This is a genomic window from Lysinibacillus sp. fkY74-1, from assembly GCF_053165895.1.
The window spans coordinates 830,612-851,161 of record NZ_CP170173.1 but is presented as its reverse complement, the minus strand read 5'-3'; the positions used below and the strand labels follow the sequence as shown (position 1 = coordinate 851,161).

Below are 20,550 nucleotides of genomic sequence, written 5' to 3'. Positions count from 1 at the left end.
TTCTTCTAACAAAACTTATTGAAAAGGCTTTTGCCTGCTGAAAGTGAATAAACGACTAACAGATGAAAATAACAAAACAGCCAACACACAGCTGACTGTTTTGTTTCTGAAATTTTAAAGGGGCACTATTTTCTCTTGCTACCGATTAACAATGTGATTTGTGCCATCGTGAATGGTAATGATGATTTTTTCCGATACGCTACATATTTGGGTACCCAAAAATCTGCATATTTTAACTTGAAGTTTTTTAATCCTTTAAAATGATAAAAATGCTGTCCATGTAGAAAGATTTGCGCAGCTATTTTTTCACTTAAAAAGGAATATCTAGATTGTCCGACGTTGGATAAAGGAGACATCCCCATATTAAAGACACGATAACCTTCCGATTTTGCCCATTCAAATAGTGATAGGAAAATGAAATCCATTGTTCCAGATGGTGAGCCAGGCTTAAAGCGCATAAGATCAACAGAAACCCTTTCCCCTTGATCATACATGGGCATAATACTAGCAAAGCCAAACGTTCCTTGAGCACCACGTAAAACAGCAATATTTGAAGTACTTAAATAATGTTCATCAAAAAAACCAAGTGAAAAACCCTTCTCTGCCCTTCCCTGCAACCATTTTGCTGATACCTCTTTCAATTCCTTCATGACTTCCTGAGAATAAGGTGGACTCATTATTTCCACTATATAATTTTCACGTTCAAACTTATTTCTGATTGCTCGGCTACCCTTCATTTCTTTTCCTGTAAATGTAAATTTATCTAAATCTACAAAGGCTTCCTCACCAAGCTTAAAGAAACTATATCCATACTCGTGTAAGGCGGAGAAAATTTTATTGTTAATTTCGTAAAATACAGGTGTATAGCCATAACGATCAGCCATTTCCAAAAATTCCTGGATAGCAGATAAAAAATCAGATTCATTACCAACCGGATCTCCAAGAACAATAATCTTATCTGCATAAATTTGATAAGAGAATAAAACTGTTCCTTTATCATTCCAATGTACAAATTTATCATGTAAAAAAATTAAATGTGAATACTCCGTCCCTTGATAGGACATCAAATGATTTTTAATAGCTTCCTCTTGTTCATGAGATAAAAGTTTGACCATTTTCTTAGGTGTACATATAAAATAGCCTATATAAAAAATAACAATGGCGATCAGAATACCGATAATCGCACTATTAAAGAGGTCCTGATAATCGGTTATCATATAGTCTTGTAGGGCACTAGGAAAATGAATTTTGGCAGAGGGCAAATTAACGTAGCCAATTACCACATACATCGCTGTAATAACAGTTACTACAGCAAAATCAATAATGACAATTCCCCATGTCAAAACATAACTTTCTCGATAAAACTGCTTTTTTGACACCATTAATAACACTGCGACAATGACTAAAAAAATGGCTTCCTCATAATCAAAACCTTTAAAAATTGAAAATAGCGCCGAACTACTTAGCACAACAATAGCGAGCTGGTAGGCCCTTTTTACCTTGTATTTGATTCCCCTACATAACCCTAACAGTATAAAGCCCGCTGCCACGGTCAATTGATGGGATACATTCATAATGGGCGAGGATAAAAACTCCTGAGCAATTTTTAGACGACTTAGTATCCCTGGCAAAGCTGCAGATAGCAATAAAATAATGCCAGATATAAACACCAATATGGTTAATAGCGTATGGCTTAGTTTCTGAAAAATAATATTAGGTAAGTCATCCCAAGATTGATTCCACCGCATCCAATATTCTTTAATAAATAAGAGTACAGAAACTAAAAATGGTAGAACAAAATAGCCCACTCGATACAATATTAATAGAAACAACACCTTTTCATCAGCAATTCCAATACTTTGTGTTCCCCATAAAAAAACGAGATCAAAGGAGCCAACACCGCCAGGTATCATACTGACTATTCCTGCGCTAGAAGCAATTAAAAAAATGGGAATTAATGTAGATAATTCTATTGGAATCTTCAAAATAAACGTTAAAGCCCAGATCACAAAAAATACGGCAAGCCACTCAGCTACTGAAGTGATCATCAATTGAACTGATATTTTTGGTGTTAAAGAACTTTCCTTTTTATAGCGAATTATATACATCGCCAAAAAAGCTGGTACATATAGGCTGACAAGAACTACGGCAATCGATAACCATCGTTCTTCTTTAAGCAACGGGAAATCCCAAAAGAATATATACATAATCCACGTTAACAAGGAAATTCCGGTTAAATAAAACAGTGTGACCGAAGCAATACTTCGCATCATGCCTTCTTGATCTTCTTTATATTTGGTATAAAAATAATCGCGTAAAAATATACCAACTAATCCCCCAAAGCCAATGAGGTTTGAAAAGGTATTAACAATAAATGAATGATTGAGCAGATTACGTTTATTAATCTTGATACGTAAGATGTTTGCTAAAATAACATCGTAAAAAATCATTGGGGTAATCGCTAAAAAGGTGATTAGAAAGATCAATAAAAGCTCCCATAGCTGAAGCTCATTCACTTCTTTTTGTAGTAAATGAACATCTATCCCACTCACTGTTTGTTGAATTTCATAAATAGCTATCCCCAAAAGTATTATTGGGAAAATAATTTTTAATAATTTCAACAGTGCCTCTTTTCGAACGGTAAACATATGCCAAACCTACTTCCCATAATCTAACTAAACTTTCTATTACCTATTTAAGGTAACAGACTATTTCCATATTGTAACGTATTCTTTGCTATATGTATTGTCAAAGTAAGGTACTACTATTCATTAATAAATAAACTATATAGAACAATTTTATACTCCTAACTAACCAACATCAAAAGGGCCATTTTCATCCCTCTATAATTAGAGAAATAAAAATGACCATTATTGGCTCTAATTTTTTAGAGTCGCATACAGTAAAGTGAATGACCATACAACCGATAAATCTAACATAACTAATGATTAGATATAGTAACGATGAATAGGACGTCCTACACTTCCATATTGTATATCTACTTTTAATAGACTTTGCTTTTCTAAGAAGTCAAGATAACGTCTAGCTGTAACACGTGCTGTACCTATATAAGTAGAAACCTCCTCGGCAGATACTGCCCCACCACTTGTTTGAATATAGGCAAACACTTTATCTAACGTAGCTCGATTAAACCCCTTTGGTAGCTCCTCTATAGTAATTGCCTCCGTTCCTGCTGTTGTAATAACAACTTGCTCAGGGAGACGTTGCTGCATTAAATGATCCACATCATGCTGGGTTAAATCCTGCATACCGCTTATTTTTTTTCTGTAGCTTCGATAATTTTTTAATGTTTGCTCAATCCGCTCAAATGTAAAAGGCTTCATAATATAATCATATACACCTAAGTGTAAAATACGCTGCACAGTGGGCATATCATTCGCAGCAGTTACAGCGATAACATCGACCGGAAGATGCTCCTCTCGAATTTTCCCTAACGTAATAATGCCATCTTGCTCTGGCATAAAAATGTCTATAAAGACAAGCTCTGGGGTTAATTGTTTAATTTTTTGAATTCCCTCAATACCATTACTAGCATAGCCGACTAAAGAAAAACCTTTGATTTGCTCAATAAATTGCCTGTTCACTTCTCGTACCATTGGATCATCTTCAATTAATAAGACATTTATTACATCCATCTATACTTCTCCTAACTCAAATAAAATTAAGAAACTTGTTCCTTTCATAAATTCACTCACTACTTCTATATCTCCGTTGCCTTTTCTTATAATTTCATAGACTAGATGCAAGCCAATGCCCCGATTTTCAGCAGCCTTTGAAGAAAATCCATTTTCAAACATACGATCCTGTACCTCTTTGGACATGCCAATCCCATTATCAGAAACTGCTATCGCTAAGACTCCATCATGCTCGTCTACAGAGATGGCTACATATTTATCTTCTTTAGAAAGGACATTCAAAGCCTCAAAAGCATTTTCAATTAAATTGCCGAGTAACACAACAAAATCATGATGATCTAATAGAGGAGGAAAGCGTTTAAAATGACTTTTCTGATCAATCTCAACCTCGATACCCAGTTCTTTTCCATAACTTACTTTACTTAATAACAAACCTGAAATATTTTCATTATGAAAGCGTTCGTTTAAGAACTTCGTCAATGATGCTTCATTTTCAGTGGTGACTGTAACATATTCAAGTGCTTGCTTTGTGTGTCCCAGTTGTAATAGTCCTGCAATCGTATGAATTTTATTTTTATGCTCATGGGTTTGCACACGTAATGCTTGAACAAAGGCCTTTACACCTGTCACTTCCTCTGCAAGCTTCTTCACAGCTGTTAAATCTTTAAACATAGCAACTGCCCCAACTAGCTCGCCATTCACAATAATGGGGACACGATTACTTAAGATACTATGATGATTAATGTAAAGCTCTTGATCATAAACAGGAGTTGCTGTTTCAACAATTTCAGGCAGGCGAGTATCCGGCAAAACATCATAAATCTTTTGTCCAATACAGTCCTCTATTTTCCGAGTAACACCTAAAATATCAGCTGCTTTCTCATTAAAAATCGTTATATTCATCTCCTTATCAACGGCTATTATTCCCTCATGCATAGCATTAAAGGTTTCTGTTCTTTCCACATACATTTTGGCAATTTCATGAGGTTCTAGCCCAAACATTTGTTTTTTTATATGCCGTCCAAGTGTATATGCACCAAAAATACTGAAAATCAGTGAGATAACAATAGTTATCATAATTTCTCGCTCATAGCTTTGTAGCATTTCTAGCAGTGTTGGTAATGAATAGCCAACTACTACAATGCCCACTTGCTCCCTTTTGTCATTAATAATGGGGACAAAAGCCCGTATCATGACACCTGATTCTCCACGTGCCTTCGAAACATAATAATGCTCACTAAATGCCGCATTTAAATCCTGCGACTCACTGCGCTGTCCTAATTCCTTACTTACTGGATGAGATAGTTTAATACGATCCATATTCATCACAACAATATACTCTGCCTTATTAATCACTCTAATGCCATCTACAATTTTATTAATATTTTTGGCGGATTCTTTTATATTGTCATTGTTCAAATGCACACTTAACTCTGGTACATTCGATACAGTTCGTGCTACAAGCATTGCTCGCTGACCGTAATCTTTTTCCTGTTCAGATAATAAGTTACCGAGTACAAAAATACCACCTAGTAAAAAGGAGAGTGCAATGATTAAAAATGTCATTAACAGTATTTTGCCGTTTACAGGCATTTTCATCATTCAATAAATCCTTCCTTTCAAATTCGCATTCTCATTAGTAGTGGCACACATATTTACGATATGGTTTTAAGATTATCTGCAAAAAATTCTTTTGACAACACCTTTAGTCTATATAAATAGCAGAAAATATTGAATTTAATGAACAATATTATAATTCGACCATTTACAATGAACTCTTTTTTTATTTTATGTTTTTGTATTATAACAATAATAGATTAACTTTAGCGTACCATAACAGAGATAGTTATTGATATTACTATATTTATATGTGAATGTAAGAAAATGTACTTAATGAACGTTATGTTTCTTATTTTCTAAATCTCTTTTTTTAAGAAGTATTCGCTATGATGATTCTAGTGAAAGCGATATCAAAGAGAAAATTTAGAAAAGAGGTAGCAAAAAATGAGGATACTGAAAAATTTAACTGTTCAGGTTATTGTGGCTATCATCCTTGGGATTATTGTTGGTGCCATTTTCCCCGAGTTCGGTGCTAGTTTAAAAATCTTAGCAGATCTATTCATTAAATTAATTAAAATGTTAATTGCCCCAATTATCTTCCTAACAGTTGTTATTGGAATTGGCAGTATGGGGGATATGAAAAAGGTTGGGAAAATCGGAGGTAAGGCATTACTTTACTTCGAGATAGTTTCCACAATTGCCTTAGCAATCGGAATTGCTGTTGCTTTAATTGTAAGTCCTGGTACTGGATTAGATACATCAGGTGCGTCTGATGCTGATATTTCGAAATATACAACTGCTGCGGCTGAATCTGAGCAAGGCTTGGGTGCATTTATTTCTAGTATTATTCCCGAAAATGTAGTGGGTGCATTGGCAACTGGTCAACTATTACCAGTCCTATTCTCTGCTATTTTATTTGGCTTAGCAGCTGCCTCAATCGGAGCACCTGCAAAACCAGTCATCACATTCTTTGAGCAAGTAGCAGAAATCTTCTTCAAGATTGTCAGTATGGTGATGAAAATATCACCAATTGGAGCTTTTGGTGCAATGGCCTATACAATTGGGAACTTTGGATTAAAATCCTTAGGTAATCTAGGTCTATTAATGGCTGCCGTATATATTACAATGTTTTTATTTGTTGTCTTTATTTTAGGTGGCATTGCAAAGTTTTTTGGATTCAATATTTTTAAATTTATTGCTTACATCAAAGATGAAATTTTCTTAGTAATTGGGACATCCTCCTCTGAATCAGCTCTGCCATCTATGATGCGAAAGCTAGAGAATTATGGCTGCTCAAAGCAGGTTGTAGGTTTAGTCGTTCCTACTGGGTATTCATTCAATCTAGATGGGACTTCTATTTATCTATCAATGGCAGCCCTGTTTATTGCACAAGCATACGGGATGGACCTAACTTGGATTCAAATCATTACATTACTCGGAATTTTAATGATTACTTCTAAAGGTGCAGCGGGTGTAACCGGATCAGGATTTATTACATTAGCAGCGACTTTAGCTGCTTTCCCAATGATACCAGTGGAAGGAATAGCACTTTTAATTGGTGTCGATCGTTTTATGTCAGAGGCTCGTGCTGTTACAAATTTAATTGGTAATGGCGTTGCTTGTGTGGTAGTATCGAAATCCGAAAAAGAATTTGATGTCACGATGGAAGAACGTGCCCTTCAAGGAAAGGCCACTATAGTATCCTAAGAAAAAGGGTAGTGATGACAGCCACGGCTGTTTCACTGCCCTTCTTATGTTTTTTTTCAAGGGTAGACTATGGAAAACGATTATGTTTAAACTCTAGTAAAATGGTGAAAGTGTATAGTAAGAGGTGATTATAAATGACTAATAAAAAGCAATCAAAAACGCGCTATACAAACAATCCTGATGTGTTGGATACAGGGAAGGAAAGTATTTTTGATAAACATGAGGATATGAAAACCGTTGATCCTATACCTGTCGAAGAACTAAATGAAAAAGTCAAAGATGAACAGCATAAAACGAAAACAAAGGACTCCTCTGCAACCGATAAACGCTATCCGTAAAATGAGATTACGCATAGAAGATGTGTCCACAGATGATGTGTATGTGTATTCACCCATCTCCCCTTTATAAAAAGTTGGCCCCATTCATTCTGAGGTCAGCTTTTTTGTATACAATAATGTTAAAGGAGGGGATTACATGAAATATAATGTACCCATTTTGAAAACAGAAAGACTACTTTTAAGACCTGTTACACAGCAGGATGTCGAGGCTATGTTCGATTATACTTCTCGAGAAAGCGTAGCCCGTTATGTAACATGGCATGCCCATACAAGTATAGAGGATACTAAAGCTTTTTTGACGTTCATTTTAAATGGGTACGAGCAAGGCAATCATTTACTTTGGGGAATTGAATATTCAGGGACTCTAATTGGGACAATTGACTTTGTTACAGTTGATAACACCCATAAATGTGGGGAAATCGGTTTTGTTCTTTCGGAGGATTATTGGAATAAAGGAATGACAACGGAAGCCACAAAAAAGCTGATTGACTTTGGATTTCAGGAATTAAAGCTCGTACGTATTCAAGCGAGATGCTTTGAAGAAAACATAAGCTCTCAAAAGGTAATGGAGAAATCTGGAATGCAAATTGAAGGGCTGTTACGCAAAAGTATGTTCGTCAAGGGTCAATATAAAAATGTGAAAATGTACGCTATAACTGATGATGATGCAAGGAACCCATAACAAATAAAGCCTTGCCAAATTAGCAAGGCTTTGTACTATAACCATTGTTCGATACAATAAATCTTTCTAGCTGTAGCATCTAGCCTCACTCGTTTACCAATTGCTATCGGATGCATAGGCTGTGTATGACAAATATCCACTTCAGCCAAAATAGGCATCATTATACCGTCCAATTGTTCAAGTAATATATCGGAAGGCTGGCGTCCGGTCCCTAGATCATCATAACATTCATGCTTGCCCAAAATAATTCCACTGATTTTGTCCAAAATACCGTGCAATTTGAGCATCGCAAAATTCTTTTCCACAATCGCCGCATTTTTCATACAATCTTCTATTAATAAAATGTCGTCTTCAGCAATTACTGGGAAATAAGGCGTACCAATAAAACCATACATGGCATTAACATTTCCCCCAATTAGCCTCCCTTCTACAACTCCCTCTCGGACGGTTATCCATTCATTTTTGATTAACTTTTTCTCCACTGTTTTCTCTAGCCAATTGACTGGCTCATCTGACCAGTAAGGGGGCTTTTGTATTTCATAAGGAAGCACTTGGGGTTGCAAGAAATACGCCTCAAAAAATTTGTATGTATCGTTGACTAATGGCTCAAACTCGCCAAAGGAAGGCACGAACGCTGGACCATAAAATGTTGAGATACCTGTCTTCGCATAAAGCGCCAGTAGAATAGCTGTTGCATCAGAGTAGCCTATAATGATTTTGGGGTTTCGTTGGAAAGCCTCATAATCAATATAAGGTAGCATACTATTGGAATTGGTACCTCCAATCGTAGACATAATAATATCCACCCTTGGATTGCGAAGTAATTCATTTAATTCTTCTGCTCGTTTTTTAGGTGAGCCCGAGCGATAATAATCGGATTTGCCAGTAAGAGAACCATCTACAATATGAAAATTTCTCTCTTCTAGAAATGCTTTCGCACGCTCAAAACGTTTTGACGCAGAAACCGTCGCTGGAGAGGACGGTGAAAAAATACCGATAGTAGTCATCTCCTACTCCTTCTTATACAAGTTTTGACATGTAATACTCATTGATATATTGTCCATCCACATACAAGGAATCCCGTTTCATTCCCTCAATATCAAAGCCCATTTTCTTATATAAAGCAATTCCAGCTTCATTATTTTCCATCACCGTTAACTCGAGACGATGAATACTATTATCTTTTGCCCATTTTTCTACATGATTAAATAAGGCTGTTCCAATTTTTCTGCCTCTATAATTACTCTGGATGCCAATGACAAGATAGGCACGATGAGCAATTCTGGATGCTTCATTACCTTGTGCAATTAAATATGCGACCACCGTATCATCTATTTCAGCTACGAATAAGGCTGAATGACGGCTATGATTTAGCTTTTCTAAATAATTTGCAAACGGCTCAGGCGCCATTTTTCGTTCGCCAGGACCAAATAACATCAAATTAGATGCTTCCGCATTTTTCATAACAGCTATAATTTGAGCACTATCATTTCTTGTTGCTTCTCGTATTAGCATGTCAAGAACCTCACTTCCTATTTTTTTTCTTTATCCATTAGAAAATAAATATATGTTTATCTAAAGCCCCCTATCTCTGCTTTTAAAGCTTTAGCATGTTTGACCTGACCATAATTTCCTTCCCTTTTAATAGCATTGGATTTTAGCAACTAATTTTTCATTGTTAAAATGAAGCGTCTCTGCATCATTCAGCATATATGCCTGCAATGTTGCATTATTTTTTAGCCAGCTATTAAATAGCATGCTTCGTTCTGGATCATCATAATGTGGACAAAATGTTCCTGATAATATCCCTAGCCCGTTGTATTCCTCATAATGATTGTTTTGATTTTCACTAAAGCATTTGTCAAACCAACACATTGCCCCAGCACTAATGCCAGCTAAAATAACACCGCTTTTATAAGCTTCCTTCAATAACTCCCCGAACTGATAGGCATGCCATTTATCTAAAAGAAGCTTGGTATTTCCCCCACCTACATAGATAATATCCTGTGCCAATATTTTTTCTCGAATTTGTATGTCATTCATGTCCTTTTGCAAAATATGAGTAGCGTCACAATGTGTAAATGCTGAATAAAATTTGTCGATATACCCCTGTGCATCATTACTTGCTGTTGGAATAAAACAAATTTTGATACGTTCATTTGTCTTAATTTGACTCAAAATATAATGGTCAATAAAGGAAGGGATTTGCTGAGAAAATCCTCCGCCTGATATGGCAACGATTTGTCTAGTGACAGCACTCGTTTTTTTAAATTCATAGACCGCTTGCTCTCGACCAAATCTTTCAAGTACCTGTACTTTTTTCATCCCTAGCTTTTCGAGTAGGCGACAGGATGCATGATTAACAGTTTGTGTCTCTGCCACGATAGAAGAGATATTTAAATACTTCAAACCTTCCTCTATCACTTGTGTTAACACTTCGAATGCTAACCCCCTCCCCCAATACTGAGGTAAAAATTGATAGGAAAGTTCATACATCTCTTGCTCATGATACTCATCAATGGATACAAGGCCTATAAATTCCCCCGTCTTCTTTAATGAAATATAAAAATATGTATTAGGAAATGGTGCCTCTAGCATGCCTCGAAAAGAAGCTTCAATATAGTTTTTTTGTGGAACTCCTCCAAGATACTCTCTGACGCTTTCATTTGTGTAGAGCCCCTGAATATCTATGAAGTGTTCTGGTTGTATACGTTCGATCACACATCGATTAGACATAAACTTCATATATTTTTACCCCCTTCTTTATGTCAAAGTTTAATCGAACTACCATACTGAAATCAAACAATTTTTTCCAAACAACACATACCTACAAATAAAAAAATAGTGACCAGCCGGACATGCTGTGTCACTACCTTCATTAATGTTGATATGTCTCCAGTAAACGCTGAGTATTGGTTGATTGTTCTAAAGCTTTTTTCTCTTGAGTCCAATAAATCATATAGTGACCGTCACCGATAGGAAAAACCATTTGTTGTAATTCTTCGCTTAGTTCAGAGCTAATCGCTACCTTTAAAATGTCCACTTCATAAAGCGGCTTGTCCTTTATTTTATAAACAATATGATAGGCTGGCTCTTCTTCAAAGAATGTTCGTTCTTTTTTAGAAAGCTTCTTTACATGACTTAATGGGTATTTCTCGACGAAGTTTTTCGCCTCGCCGTTGATTGCTCGAAATACAGGTTGTTCCCCTTGAAATATTTCAATTGAATCAATTTTGGCGGCTTGATCTAAAATAAGAGAAATCGATTCCTTCTCATTTTTTTCACGAGACTGCATAACAAAAATACCAATCAGTAAAATAGCTGCAAATATAATAAGTCTCCATCTTCGTTTAGTCATGGACAATTACCCATTCAATGCCTTTTTGACAAAACGATTTATATCAACGTCAGCACCGATTACAAGCATAATATCTCCCAATAAAATCTTATCACTTGCCTGTGGTGATACAATAATATCAGCACCACGCTTAAGCCCTACAATGTTAATACCATATTTTGCTCGAATATCTAAATCCATAATAGAATATCCCGCAATGGCATCATTCGCCTTTAATTCCATAATAGAGTGTTCATCTGAAAGCTCTAAGTAATCTAGTACTGTATTCGATAGCATATTATTAGCAATACGAATACCCATATCTCTTTCAGGATGGACTACAAAGTCAGCACCAATTTTACGCAATACTTTTTCATGGTAATCATTTTGAGCCTTTACTGTAATTTGCTCAACACCAATTTCTTTTAAAATAATGGTTGTTAAAATACTTGCTTGAATATCTTCCCCAATGGCTACAATCACATGTTCAAAATTACGGATACCTAATGAATTTAGGACCGATTCATCTGTTGAATCTGCAATGACAGCTTGTGTCGCAATAGAAGCAAATTCGTCTACACGCTCTGAGGAATGGTCAATTGCCATCACTTGAGCACCCTGACTCATTAATTCACGAACAATACTTCCCCCAAAACGTCCAAGCCCAATGACCGCAAACTCTTTTTTCATCATAAAAAATCCCTCCGAAAACTACTATACCATCATTGTAGCGTATTCTTTGTGATATGTATTGTCAAAACAAGACGCGATTCGTCATTGTTGGACAACCCTCCAAACATAAAAAAAGACGAGGACCTTCATCCCCGTCATCACCTACTATAATTATTCAGCGTTACGCATTTCATCTAGTACGCGATTTACACGTTTTTCTAACATTTTCATACCACTACCACCAGCTTGCATATGACGCAGTTGACCATCTTTATCAAACACAAAATAAGCAGGTACATATTGGTTTTCAAAAGCATCTGTTAATTTCATTTCGCTATCCACAAAGATTGGTTGCGAAATATCATGCTCAGCCGCTACTGCCTTAATTGTCTCTAAATCAGTATCTGCTTCAGAACGCGGCATATGTACTGCTACAACATTTAGTTCATCTTTATATTGATCACGGAAATTATTAACATCAGGCATAGCTTCTTTACATAAATGACAGCTTACTGACCAGAAATGAATTAATGTTGGTTTTTTGCTTTCTAGTTCCGCTTTTGTTACTTCGCCATTTAACCAAGTTGTTGCGCCAACTAGTTCAGGCATTTGTTCACGAAGTTTCATAAAAATCCTCCTCTAATAGATCATTTTCTTTAGATGCTTAAGATTTGGTTAAAACTCCTCCCCAAACTCTATTGCCATCTAAGATAAAGTAAATTAGCACTCGCCACTTCACTTAAAAGTCCCCACAAACATGTCGTGGGGACTCTTTTTTTGTTACAGCATGACTCAACTCTATGCTCTTATAGAGTTGCTTGACCTGGACGCCAGTTTGCTGGGCAAAGACCGCCAGTTTGTAGTGCTTGAAGTACACGTAATGTTTCATCAACATCACGGCCGATATTATTATCGAATACTGTTTGGTATTTTAATTCACCTTCTGGATTAATGATGAATAAACCACGTAGCGCGATACCTTCTTCTTCAATTAACACACCATACTCTTTTGATACTTGATGGTTTGTATCCGCAGCTAATGGGTATTTTAATTCACCTAGACCATTTTGAGTACGGTCTGTATTAATCCATGCTAAGTGAGTGTGGATTGTATCAGTAGAAACACCAATTACTTCTGCATCTAAGTCTTCGAACTCGTCATAACGATCACTCATTGCAGTGATTTCTGTTGGACATACAAATGTGAAGTCCATTGGATAGAAGAAAAGTACTGTCCATTTATCTTGTGCTTTAATATCTTCTAATGATACTTTACCAAATGATTTGTCTGAAAGTACTGCTTCCATTGTAAAGTCAGGTGCTTGTTTACCTACCATGCGTTCTGCCATAATAAATCCCTCCGAATAAATATGTAGTTTATATATTCCATTCGCACAAGCGAACTCGTCTTCTACGATAGCAGAGTAAACGTAGTTTTTCAAACAAGTAAGCTCCGCCCAATTACACGATTGAAATAAGGCGACAAAAAATTGTCAAATCCGAAATTGGAATTTCTGCTACATCCTATTTATTAGCTATTTTTAACAATTATATTCTTCTTTATACATTTTTTTCTCCACTACATTTATGACTCTTTTTTTAACATTTTACAGCGATTTTTTTCATAAATAACGATTGCAAATTTTTATTTATTATGTATAATTGTAATGGTTTTAGTAAACTAAAAGTTTCGTTAAAGTAAACTTCATATTTCAAAAGTTTATGATTGCTAAACTTCTTCTAGGAGGGAAAAGATGCAAATAGGAGCAAAAATTAAAGCGCTTCGTTTAAAAAAAGGTCTTACCCAAGAGGAACTTGGAGAACGTACAGATTTAAGTAAGGGCTATATTTCCCAATTAGAGCGTGATTTGAATTCACCTTCTATTGAAACACTTTTTTCAATATTAGAAGTGTTAGGGTCCACACCCAAGGAATTTTTTGATGATGAATCACCTGAACAAAAGGTAGTTTATACGGAGGAAGATCAGTCCATCTTTACAGATGAAGAGAAAAAATACGAAATTCAATGGCTCATTCCAACATCCAACGAAAAAGAAATGGAGCCCATTTTCTTAACATTTGAAGCCAATGGCGAATTCAAGCAATTTGAGCCATCACTATCAGAAACATTTATTTATGTAGTTAAGGGGCGTATTCGTCTCGTTTTAGGGAATGAACAATATATCGCTAGTGAAGGCAATGCTCTTTATTTTGACGCGACAGACCATCATCAAATTTTTAATGCCCATGCTGCTGAGACGAAAATTTTACTCGTTGCAACGGATTCATATTTATAGCTTAAGGAGGCGCATCAATGACAATGAATTCTATTATACGTTTTGAAAATGTATCCAAGTCTTATAGCGACGGAACAGTCGTCTTAAAGAATATCAACTTGGAACTAGAAAAGGGCAAATTTTATACTCTCCTTGGCCCATCTGGTTGTGGAAAAACAACCATTTTACGAATTATTGCTGGTTTCACAGAACCTACAACTGGGGATGTGTTTTTCCATGATAAAAAAATAAATTCTGTTCCTGCCAATGAACGTCAGGTGAATACTGTTTTTCAAGATTATGCGCTGTTTCCTCATTTAAATGTATTTGAAAATGTCGCATTCGGACTACGTATCAAGAAGTTACCTGAAAAGGAAATAAAAGAACGTGTGGCGGAGGCATTAAAATTTGTCAATTTAGCAGGCTATGGCAATCGTGAAATCTCCGAAATGTCTGGTGGTCAACGTCAGCGTGTAGCAATTGCGCGTGCCATCGTTAACGACCCTGAAGTAATTTTACTGGATGAACCACTTTCTGCATTAGACTTAAAATTGCGTACAGAAATGCAATACGAATTGCGTGAATTACAGCAACGTCTTGGCAAGACCTTTGTTTTCGTTACTCACGATCAGGAAGAAGCACTTGCTATGAGTGATGAAATTTTCGTCTTAAGTGAAGGGCAAATTCAACAATCTGGTACACCAGTAGATATCTATGATGAACCTATTAATCGCTTCGTGGCAGATTTCATTGGTGAATCCAATATAGTACCCGGTGTCATGATTGAAGATTTTAAGGTTGAATTTGCTGGTAAGATTTTCGAATGTGTTGACCAAGGTATGAAACCAAATGAGAAAATTGATATTGTTATACGCCCAGAGGATTTAGAAATGACAACTATAGATAAAGGGAAGCTTGTAGTAAAAGTAGATACACAATTATTCCGTGGCGTCCATTATGAGCTATCTACGTATGATAAAGATGGCAATGAATGGCTAGTCCATTCGTTGAAAAAAGCTGAAGTAGGGACAGAAATCGGCTTAGACTTTGATCCAGAGTCCATTCATGTAATGCGTTTAAATGAAACAGAGGAAGAGTTCGATAAACGATTAGAATCCTACGGAGACGACGAAGATGCAAACTAAGCCATCAAAATCAGCGTTATTTCCATATGTTTTATGGATCGCCTTTTTTGTTATCGCGCCGATTGCACTCGTTGTTTATTATTCCCTACTCGATTTACATGGCAATTTTACGCTCGATAATTATAAAGCGTTCTTCACTTCTGTTTACTTAAAAATGACATTAAGCTCGTTTTGGTATGCATTTTTAATTACATTATTTACATTATTAATTTCATATCCAACTGCTTACTTTTTAACAAAAACGAAACATAAGCAGCTTTGGTTACTGCTCATTATTATTCCTTCATGGATTAATTTATTGTTAAAAACATATGCCTTTATCGGCATCTTTGGTTTATACGGGCCAATTAATGCATTTATCGAAGTGTTTGGCTTTGATCCAAAGCAAATGCTTTTTACGGATATTAGCTTTGTTTTTGTATCCGTGTACATTTTTATTCCGTTTATGATTTTACCGATATTTAATTCTTTAGATCGTTTAAATCCGACACTTATTTATGCATCTCGTGATTTAGGCGCATCTGCCTTTACAACGTTCCGTCGCGTTGTTTTACCATTGACAATGGATGGTGTTAAATCAGGTATTCAGGTTGTCTTTATCCCTGCTCTATCACTTTTCATGATTACTCGCTTAATTGCAGGAAATCGTGTTATCACGCTTGGTACAGCGATTGAGCAGCAATTCCTTGTGACACAAAATTGGGGGATGGGTTCAACTATTGCCGTGTTCTTAATTTTATTTATGGTCATCATTATGCTTGTTACGGGACAAAAAGATAAAGGAGGTCGCGTACGATGAACAAACTCTCTGCATCAGCCAAAGTCTATTTAACGATTGTTTTTGTCGTTCTGTATGCACCCATTTTCTATTTAATCTTTTATTCGTTCAATAGTGGTGGCTCCATGAATAACTTTGAGTCCTTTACTTTAGAGCATTATCAGGCTGTTTTTGAAGATTCAAGGCTACTTGTTATTTTAATCAATACTGTTATCGTAGCATTACTATCTGCTTTAATTTCTACTATTATTGGAACATTAGGAGCAATTGGTATTGTCACTGTCAAAGATTCAAAAATGCGTAATACATTATTGTCCCTAAACAATGTTTTAATTGTCAGTCCAGATGTCATCATTGGGGCAAGCTTTTTAATTCTATTTACAATGGTTGGCATTAAATTAGGCTTTGCTTCAGTATTATTAGCACACGTAGCGTTTAGTGTACCGATTGTAGTGTTAATGGTTTTACCTAAATTGTTAGAAATGAATAAATCACTAATTGATGCAGCGTTAGATTTAGGAGCAACCAAAAAGGATGTTATGATGCGTGTCATTTTACCGTATATTCAGCCAGGTATTTTTGCAGGCTTCTTCCTAGCTCTTACGTATTCATTAGATGATTTTGCTGTGACATTTTTCGTAACCGGCAATGGCTTCAGTACATTATCGGTAGAAATCTACTCGATGGCTCGCGCAGGAATATCTCTCACAGTTAACGCTATTTCTGGATTAGTATTCTTTGTAACCGTTATCGTTGTGGTTGGTTATTACTTCATTACAAGTCGTACAAGCAAAAGAACGGAGGGACAACAATGAAGTCATTAATTCAAGCGACCATCGCTATCCTTGTTGTTTCTGCCCTTTTATTCTATGCTGCTGACGCCTTAAGTGCAGGTGGCGGTAAAAGTGGAAAAGACACTTTAACCATTTTTAACTGGGGAGAGTATATTGACCCTGATCTATTGAAGGAATTTGAAAAAGAAACAGGTATTCATGTCATCTATGAAACATTTGACTCTAATGAAGCTATGATGACAAAAATACAGCAAGGTGGTACAGCTTACGATATTGCTGTTCCTTCTGAGTATATGATTGAAAAAATGAAGGAAGATAATTTATTGATTCCTTTAGACAAAGCAAAAATACCGAATTTAAAAAATATCGACCCTTACTTTTTAGACTTACCATTCGATGATAACAATCAATATTCAGTTCCTTACTTTTGGGGAACAGTAGGGATTGTCTATAATCCAAAACTAGTTGGAAATTTAGATTTCTCTTCTTGGGACGATTTATGGGATCCTTCATTAAAAAGAAAAGTATTTTTAGTAGACGGTGCCCGTGAAGTGATTGGGATGGGGTTAAATAGTCTTGGACACTCCTTGAATTCATTGGATAACAATGAACTACGGGAAGCAACTGACAAATTGATTACACTTGCGCCCAACGTAAAAGCGATCATTGGGGATGAAATTACACCATTAATGATTAATAATGAAGCAACAGTAGCCCTCACTTGGTCTGGTCAGGCAGCAGACATGATGTTTGAAAATGAAGAGTTGGACTTTGCTGTTCCTGAAGAGGGCTCCAATCTATGGTTCGATAATATGGTTATTCCCAAAACATCGAAAAATATTGATGGTGCACATGCCTTCATCAATTTTATGCTAAGTGCAGAATCCGGTGCTCAAAATGCCGATTATGTTGGCTATTCAACGCCAAATATTGCTGCGATGGACTTAATGGACCCAGAAGTAGTTTCAGATGAACGCTACTACCCATCTGAGGACCAACGTGATACCTTAGAGGTATACAAAAACTTAGGTCCAGATTACTTAGGAAAATATAATGAACTGTTTTTAGAATTTAAAATGAGTATTCGATAATTTATAAGAGCGAATTGGTCTACAAACCAATTCGCCTTTTTTATTTAAGCATTCATTTGTATCGCTATATTTAGAAAGAAATTCTACTAGTAACCAGTTGTCGATCATACAATCCCACTTCGTCTAGGTATCATCAATTTTTTCAAGATGCCAGCAATCTTTAGTTTTTCTTTATCCATAAAAAGACCTTGAATCTACGTCGTACGACACCTGCGCATTATAACTTCATCTTTAACTTTCATCTACACGGTTATAGGTAAGCTTTCTCATGGCAAACGCAATTATTTATTTTCACTAGTTTTTTACTCTCCCTACTTCAAGTCTCTAGAAAAAGCAATTCTCTCTCCTCACTCCACACCCCGAATTTTTATGAGATAAAAGCTTTTCTGGAAAATCATTCTACATATCGAACCAGTTACAGCAATCTCAACTATTAGCCAGCCATAATTCTTTATGATAGACTGTACTATATTTGATTACAAAAAGGGGGGCTTGTCGATGACCCAGCAGAAGTCCAATAAGGCGGCTTTGTATATTTTAATGTTTAACATGTTTATCGCAATGGGGAGTATTGGAATTATTATTCCTGTAATGCCTGAATATTTAAGAATATTTGGAGCAGCAGGACAAGTTCTAGGCATGCTTATTGCAACGTTCGCCTTAGCACAATTCGTATTTTCTCCAATTGCTGGGAATCTTTCGGACCAGTATGGGCGGAAAAATTTAATTATTTTCGGTCTTATACTAACAGGACTTGCACAAATCGGTTTTGGCCTTTCTACAGATGTATGGATGCTCTTTTTAGCACGTTTTTTAGGTGGCCTTGGCTCTGCATTTGTAGCACCTCCTATTATGGCTTTTGTAGCAGACGTGACAACTTATGAAGAACGCGGAAAAGGAATGAGTTTGTTAGGAGCTGCTATGTCTTTCGGCTTTATGATTGGCCCTGGAATTGGTGGTTTCCTTGCAAAGGTTAGCTTACATTTTCCATTTTTCATGGCGGGAGCTGCCGCCATTTTAGCGGCTATTTTATCTTACTTTTTATTACCATCTACAAAGCCAAATACTGCGCAAAATAGACAAAAGCAAGATAATCTGGTAAAACAGATGGCTCGCTCTGTACATATGCCTTATTTTGTTATGTTAATTATTATGATGGTATTCTCATTTGGGATTGCTAACTTCCAAACGACCTTATCACTATTTGTGACAGAGAAATTTAATTACTCACCTGGCGATATTGCCATCATTTTAGTTGTTGGTGGTGCGTTTGGGGTAATTGTACAAATGTTTATTATTACGCCACTCTTTAAACGGTTTGGTGAAATGAAAGTAGTTTTGGTCAATTTATTTATTGCGGCCGTTGCTATTTTCTTAATATTATTTGTTTCTGGTTTTGCACTAATATTAGTTGTTGCAACCATCTTCTCTACGGCGACAACGTTGATTCGTCCAGCTGTTAATACTCTCATATCAAAACTTGCAGAAAAAGAGCAAGGATTCGCAGCCGGCTTGAATAATGCCTATATGAGTCTAGGAAATATGATTGGACCCGCTTTGGCTGGTTTTTTATTTGACTGGAATATGAACAGTCCTTATATTTTTGGTGCCATTATCTTATTAGCTTGCTTCTTCCTTGCCCTGATTTGGACATTGAAAAAGGCGCCTCAGCTTATGCATCCAGATTCACATTAATAGGTAACTCTTATTGACTATTTATTGAAGTATGTTACACTTCTAAAAAATAGAAAAATACTTACCACTAGGGGAGTCTTCTAAAGGCTGAGACGTATATGGTTATATACGGACCCTTCGAACCTGATCTAGTTCATACTAGCGGAGGGAAGTGGCGCTTCTTGCTATTTTCAGTGTATAAGCAAGGCCGCTTCCTGTCGTTTGAAGGAAGCGGCTTTTTTCATTTTCCTAGTGGCTAAAATGAAAAGGAGTACACCTAACATGTCTATTAGAAAATTAACAATTATGGCTTTATTAGTAGCGATTGCTATTGCAGGTTCTACTTTTATCTCCATTCCAACTGGGATTGCTCGTGCTTATCCGGTGCAGCACGCTATTAACGTAATAGGAGCCATTATACTTGGACCCGTATCTACAGTTGTAGTTGCCTTTGTTACGGCCATTATTCGAATCCTTACAGGGACAGGCTCTCTTTTAGCCATTCCTGGTAGTATTATTGGTGCATTATGCGCAGGGCTTGCCTATAAATATAGCGGTAAAATTTGGTTTGCTGGTTTGGGTGAAGTGATTGGCACTGGTCTTCTAGCATCACTTGTAGCAGTGCCCTATGCAAAGGTACTAATGGGAACTTCCGTAGCAGCCTTGTTTTTTATGCCTGCCTTTTTAATATCAAGTACAATTGGAGCAATTTTAGGCATTTTAGTAGCTAGCAGTTTGCGAAAAACGGTGCTAGTAAGATATTTTAATCCTACTCTCTTTATTAAATAGTGTCGTAGCAGGATTTCTTTTTCCATGAATGTACAAAAAGCAGTGCGAAAT

General features: G+C 36.3%; 20 protein-coding genes and 1 riboswitch. Of the genes, 10 read left to right on the top strand and 10 right to left on the bottom strand.

Annotation, left to right across the window (positions count from 1 at the left end; genetic code table 11):
- Positions 1-125: 125 nt before the first annotated feature.
- The 3 genes from mprF to ACE1MS_RS03900 form a co-directional block, all read right to left on the bottom strand.
- Positions 126-2,648: a bifunctional lysylphosphatidylglycerol flippase/synthetase MprF gene (gene mprF / locus ACE1MS_RS03910; protein ID WP_012293075.1), complete on the bottom strand. Its 2,523-nt coding sequence runs from the start codon at positions 2,646-2,648 to the stop codon at positions 126-128.
- A gap of 300 nt (positions 2,649-2,948) precedes the next feature.
- Positions 2,949-3,656, bottom strand: a complete 708-nt coding sequence (locus ACE1MS_RS03905) for a response regulator (RefSeq protein WP_031418850.1) — start codon at positions 3,654-3,656, stop codon at positions 2,949-2,951.
- On the bottom strand, positions 3,657-5,258 hold the full coding sequence (locus ACE1MS_RS03900) for an ATP-binding protein (RefSeq protein WP_036160903.1): 1,602 nt from the start codon (positions 5,256-5,258) through the stop codon (positions 3,657-3,659).
- Between the two features lie 402 nt (positions 5,259-5,660).
- Here ACE1MS_RS03900 and ACE1MS_RS03895 point away from each other — a divergent pair, with 402 nt between their 5' ends.
- The 3 genes from ACE1MS_RS03895 to ACE1MS_RS03885 all read left to right on the top strand — a co-directional run bounded on the left by ACE1MS_RS03895 (position 5,661) and on the right by ACE1MS_RS03885 (position 7,943).
- Positions 5,661-6,923 (top strand): dicarboxylate/amino acid:cation symporter, encoded by a 1,263-nt coding sequence (locus ACE1MS_RS03895; protein WP_031418848.1) that lies wholly within the window; start codon positions 5,661-5,663, stop codon positions 6,921-6,923.
- A 134-nt stretch (positions 6,924-7,057) separates the two neighbouring features.
- Positions 7,058-7,261, top strand: a complete 204-nt coding sequence (locus ACE1MS_RS03890; RefSeq protein WP_012293071.1) for a hypothetical protein — start codon at positions 7,058-7,060, stop codon at positions 7,259-7,261.
- Between the two features lie 136 nt (positions 7,262-7,397).
- Entirely contained in the window at positions 7,398-7,943 is a 546-nt protein-coding gene (locus ACE1MS_RS03885) for a GNAT family N-acetyltransferase (RefSeq protein WP_012293070.1), read from the top strand.
- A 35-nt stretch (positions 7,944-7,978) separates the two neighbouring features.
- Here ACE1MS_RS03885 and ACE1MS_RS03880 read toward each other — a convergent pair whose 3' ends face one another.
- The 7 genes from ACE1MS_RS03880 to ACE1MS_RS03850 form a co-directional block, all read right to left on the bottom strand.
- The gene (locus ACE1MS_RS03880; RefSeq protein WP_447402714.1) at positions 7,979-8,950 is read right to left on the bottom strand and encodes a S66 family peptidase; all 972 of its coding nucleotides are present in this window, start codon (positions 8,948-8,950) and stop codon (positions 7,979-7,981) included.
- Between the two features lie 13 nt (positions 8,951-8,963).
- Positions 8,964-9,458, bottom strand: a complete 495-nt coding sequence (locus tag ACE1MS_RS03875; RefSeq protein WP_012293068.1) for a GNAT family N-acetyltransferase — start codon at positions 9,456-9,458, stop codon at positions 8,964-8,966.
- Between the two features lie 126 nt (positions 9,459-9,584).
- A complete protein-coding gene (locus ACE1MS_RS03870) occupies positions 9,585-10,688 on the bottom strand; it encodes a GNAT family N-acetyltransferase (RefSeq protein ID WP_036160900.1) in 1,104 nt (367 codons plus the stop codon).
- A gap of 133 nt (positions 10,689-10,821) precedes the next feature.
- Positions 10,822-11,301, bottom strand: a complete 480-nt coding sequence (locus ACE1MS_RS03865) for a hypothetical protein (RefSeq protein WP_012293066.1) — start codon at positions 11,299-11,301, stop codon at positions 10,822-10,824.
- 6 nt (positions 11,302-11,307) lie between these two features.
- Complete coding sequence (locus tag ACE1MS_RS03860; protein ID WP_031418843.1) at positions 11,308-11,970, bottom strand: potassium channel family protein; 663 nt, start codon at positions 11,968-11,970, stop codon at positions 11,308-11,310.
- A gap of 153 nt (positions 11,971-12,123) precedes the next feature.
- A complete protein-coding gene (locus ACE1MS_RS03855) occupies positions 12,124-12,579 on the bottom strand; it encodes a TlpA family protein disulfide reductase (protein ID WP_447402713.1) in 456 nt (151 codons plus the stop codon).
- Between the two features lie 179 nt (positions 12,580-12,758).
- Positions 12,759-13,301: a peroxiredoxin gene (locus tag ACE1MS_RS03850; protein ID WP_004224676.1), complete on the bottom strand. Its 543-nt coding sequence runs from the start codon at positions 13,299-13,301 to the stop codon at positions 12,759-12,761.
- Positions 13,302-13,706: 405 nt separating this feature from the next.
- On the opposite strand from ACE1MS_RS03850, the gene ACE1MS_RS03845 reads away from it, so the two are divergent.
- The 7 genes from ACE1MS_RS03845 (at position 13,707) to thiW (ending at position 20,499) form a co-directional block, all read left to right on the top strand.
- Positions 13,707-14,249: a helix-turn-helix domain-containing protein gene (locus ACE1MS_RS03845; RefSeq protein ID WP_012293063.1), complete on the top strand. Its 543-nt coding sequence runs from the start codon at positions 13,707-13,709 to the stop codon at positions 14,247-14,249.
- 17 nt (positions 14,250-14,266) lie between these two features.
- On the top strand, positions 14,267-15,373 hold the full coding sequence (locus ACE1MS_RS03840) for an ABC transporter ATP-binding protein (protein WP_031418840.1): 1,107 nt from the start codon (positions 14,267-14,269) through the stop codon (positions 15,371-15,373).
- On the top strand, positions 15,363-16,172 hold the full coding sequence (locus ACE1MS_RS03835; protein WP_031418839.1) for an ABC transporter permease: 810 nt from the start codon (positions 15,363-15,365) through the stop codon (positions 16,170-16,172). Before ACE1MS_RS03840 ends, ACE1MS_RS03835 begins: the two co-directional genes overlap by 11 nt.
- On the top strand, positions 16,169-16,966 hold the full coding sequence (locus tag ACE1MS_RS03830; RefSeq protein ID WP_036160896.1) for an ABC transporter permease: 798 nt from the start codon (positions 16,169-16,171) through the stop codon (positions 16,964-16,966). The genes ACE1MS_RS03835 and ACE1MS_RS03830 overlap by 4 nt, the downstream gene beginning before the upstream one ends.
- Positions 16,963-18,036 carry an ABC transporter substrate-binding protein gene (locus ACE1MS_RS03825; RefSeq protein WP_012293058.1) on the top strand — a complete coding sequence of 358 codons (1,074 nt, stop codon included), beginning with the start codon at positions 16,963-16,965 and terminating at the stop codon, positions 18,034-18,036. Before ACE1MS_RS03830 ends, ACE1MS_RS03825 begins: the two co-directional genes overlap by 4 nt.
- 498 nt (positions 18,037-18,534) lie before the next feature.
- Positions 18,535-19,731 (top strand): MFS transporter, encoded by a 1,197-nt coding sequence (locus ACE1MS_RS03820; RefSeq protein ID WP_012293057.1) that lies wholly within the window; start codon positions 18,535-18,537, stop codon positions 19,729-19,731.
- Positions 19,732-19,790: 59 nt separating this feature from the next.
- Positions 19,791-19,898, top strand: a riboswitch (TPP riboswitch).
- Between the two features lie 94 nt (positions 19,899-19,992).
- Positions 19,993-20,499, top strand: coding sequence for an energy coupling factor transporter S component ThiW (gene thiW, locus ACE1MS_RS03815; protein WP_422761489.1), 507 nt, complete (start codon positions 19,993-19,995; stop codon positions 20,497-20,499).
- Positions 20,500-20,550 lie beyond the last annotated feature (51 nt).